Origin of the sequence: Mycobacterium sp. E3198, assembly GCF_001667015.1 — a bacterium.
In the GTDB taxonomy this organism is placed as follows: domain Bacteria; phylum Actinomycetota; class Actinomycetes; order Mycobacteriales; family Mycobacteriaceae; genus Mycobacterium.
This window is the reverse complement of record NZ_LZIS01000228.1, coordinates 1-1019: the sequence shown is the minus strand read 5'-3', so window position 1 is coordinate 1019 and position 1019 is coordinate 1. Positions and strand designations below refer to the sequence as shown.

Sequence of the window (1019 nt, the reverse complement as noted above, 5' to 3'; positions counted from 1 at the left end):
GAGGCCGCCGCGGTGGCGGTCCTGTTCGGGCTGGTGGCGGTCGCGATCGCGCTGTTGGCGGTGGCCGGCGGCCCGGCGCCCGCGGTGCTGCTGGGGCTGCCGCTGGTGCTCGTGGTGATCGCGTTGCTGGTCTACCTGTACACCGCGGTGCTGTTCGCGCCGGTGCTGATCGTCCTGGAGCGACTGCCCGTCTTCGACGCGGTCACCCGGTCGTTCGCGCTGGTCCGCAACGGCTTCTGGCGGGTGTTGGGGATCCGGACGCTGACCTTCATCGTGGCGTCCTTCATCGGCAACGCCGTCGCGGCGCCCTTCGCCATCGGCGGCCAGATCCTGCTCGCCGTCATGTCCCCGTCCACGGGAGGGCTGCTGCTGAGCACCGCGATCGCCGCCGTCGGCACGGCGATCGGCCAAATCATCACCGCGCCGTTCAACGCCGGTGTCATCGTGCTGCTCTACACCGATCGCCGAATGCGGGCCGAGGCGTTCGACCTGGTGCTGCAAAGCGGCGCCGCCGGCGGGCCCGCCGCGGTCGAATCCACCGACAACCTCTGGCTGACCCGGCCGGTTTAAGGACCCACTGACCGTGCCTTCCATCGACATCGACCGCGATGCCGCCCATCAGGCCGCCCAGATCGAGCTGAACAAACCGATCTACTCCAAGGGTTCCGCGGCCCGGCAATTCGCCGAGTGGGTCAACGAACTGCTGTACCGGCTGCTCGAAAAGACCGCGAAGATACCGGGCGGCTGGCTCACCACCACCGTGCTCCTCGTCCTGCTGGCGGTCGCGGTGGTGGTCGGCATCCACATCGCACGACGCACCATGCGCACCAACCGCGGCGGCGATTACCTGCTGTTCGAGGCCGCCCTGCTCACCGCCGCCCAGCATCGCGCCACCGCCGAAAGCTATGCCGCGGAGGGGAATTGGTCGGCCGCGATCCGGCACCGGCTGCGCGCCGTCGCACGCCAGCTCGAGGAGACCGGCGTGCTGGAACCGGCTTTGGGTCGCACCGCCAACGAGC

At 69.7% G+C, this 1019-nt stretch carries 1 protein-coding gene and 1 pseudogene; both read left to right on the top strand.

Annotated elements, in window-relative coordinates; genetic code table 11:
* Window positions 1-570 (top strand): annotated as a pseudogene (locus A5673_RS23745) (hypothetical protein); the annotation flags it as partial.
* A gap of 13 nt (window positions 571-583) precedes the next feature.
* A partial coding sequence (locus A5673_RS23740) for a hypothetical protein (protein WP_068238352.1) occupies window positions 584-1019 on the top strand: 436 nt, incomplete at its 3' end.